Genomic DNA, 1,321 nt, shown 5'->3' with positions numbered 1-1,321 from the left:
CATTAGTGTCCACTAAAAAATCATAGTCGTTCTTTGAAATTGTTGAAATTCAGTTTGTTGTAATGGTATTTGGTGCGCAACGATTTGAAATTACTTTTGCAGTCTGAATCAGACTGTTATGAATAAAGACAAATATGTTTTTTCTCAATTAGTCACATTTCTTGATGAGTTCAAGTTCTTGCGTATCGTCAAGAAGTATGAAGGCAACAAATACATTAAAAGCTATACCTGTTGGAATCAGTTGCTTACGATGATGTTCGGTCAACTTTCCAACCGTGAGAGTTTAAGAGACCTCATCGTGTCACTGGAGGCTCACACCGGAAAACTCTATCATCTGGGAATCGGCAAGTCCGTAACACGAAGCAATCTTAGCAAGGCTAACGAGCAACGTGACTATCGCATCTTCCAGGAATATGCAACCTTCATGATAGCCGAAGCGCGCAAGCGTAGAATCGAAAGAATCTTTGAGCTTGACGGTCATGTCTATGCTTTTGATTCCACCACGATTGACCTTTGTCTGTCAGTGTTCGAGTGGGCTAAATTCCGCAAGCATAAAGGCGGAATCAAGATGCATACGCTCTACGATGTGGAAGCGGAAGTTCCTGCATTTGTGCATATTACTCCTGCTAATATTCACGATACAAAAGCGATGTCTGTGATTCCTTATGAACGTGGTGCGCATTATATATTTGACCGTGGTTACAACGATTTTGGCAACTTGTATACGATAGACCGCATAGGTGCTTTCTTCGTTGTACGAGCCAAAACCAATGTACGCATCAAGCCCAAAACGTGGAAGCGAAGATTGCCTGAAGGTGTCATTTCTGATGTCATCGGATGTTTTACGGTTTATAAAAGTTCCAAGGATTACCCCGATGAACTTAGAAAGCTCATTGTTGAAGACCCCGAAAGTGGCACACGATACATTTTCCTGACGAACAATCTTGACGCTTCGGCTGAGCTGATTTCTCGGTTATACCGAAATAGATGGAGTGTGGAGCTGTTTTTCAAATGGATTAAACAACACCTTAAGATAAAGAGGTTTTGGGGAACTTCGGAGAATGCTGTACGCATACAAATATATTGTGCCATAATTACTTACTGCCTTGTGGCGATAGTACAACACGATATGAAGTTAGAGCGAAGCATCTACGAAACCTTGCAAATACTCGGCATCTCGCTAACCGATAAAACTCATCTTAGAGATTTGTTCGACAAATCGAATTTCAAAAATATCAAAGAGCTAAATGATTCAAGTGAATCGAATTTATTTAATTTTTAACCGACTAGTGACCAAAAAATTTTTAGTGGACACTAGTGA

General features: G+C 40.3%; 1 protein-coding gene. It reads left to right on the top strand.

Translation table 11 applies throughout. From position 1 onward, the window contains the following. The first annotated feature begins 118 nt into the window (after positions 1–118). Entirely contained in the window at positions 119–1,282 is a 1,164-nt protein-coding gene (locus ABUA47_RS24830; protein WP_008666211.1) for an IS4 family transposase, read from the top strand. The last annotated feature ends 39 nt before the right edge of the window (positions 1,283–1,321 follow it).

The sequence above is a fragment of the Bacteroides sp. RTP31139st1_H2_RTP31139_211217 genome (genome assembly GCF_040227615.1).
Lineage (GTDB): Bacteria > Bacteroidota > Bacteroidia > Bacteroidales > Bacteroidaceae > Bacteroides > Bacteroides uniformis.
Note: the sequence above shows the minus strand (reverse complement) of the source record. Positions and strands in the feature narration are given on the sequence as shown.

Bases quoted from the DNA above. Each gene is read 5' to 3' on its own strand.
- ABUA47_RS24830 (WP_008666211.1), top strand. From the start codon at position 119: ATGAATAAAGACAAATATGTTTTTTCTCAATTAGTCACATTTCTTGAT.